We start from the raw sequence: 255 nt of genomic DNA on the forward strand, positions 1-255 counted from the left end.
CCATCATGGATACCCAAGCCTTTCAACACCTGCTGTCTCTCTTCCCACAGCTCAGCTTGCGCCAGCGTCGCCTTGCGCAACATGAACTCACGACCCCCCATCCCATCACCTCGCTGGCCGCTCAACTCCCCGCTTGCCGATATTGCCCCCACTGTCAGGCCGAGGCCGCCCAATTGGCACCCTGGGGCTGGAGCCGAGGACTGCGCCGTTATCGCTGCAAGCAATGTCGGCGCACCAGTTCACTCCTCACCAAGA

The 255-nt window shown here is 62.0% G+C and carries 1 pseudogene; it reads left to right on the forward strand.

Annotated elements, in window-relative coordinates:
- Window positions 1-5 precede the first annotated feature (5 nt).
- Window positions 6-255 (forward strand): annotated as a pseudogene (locus KW825_RS20785) (IS1595 family transposase); the annotation flags it as partial.

Source organism: Aeromonas sp. sif2433, assembly GCF_019218705.1.
Lineage (GTDB): Bacteria > Pseudomonadota > Gammaproteobacteria > Enterobacterales > Aeromonadaceae > Aeromonas > Aeromonas encheleia.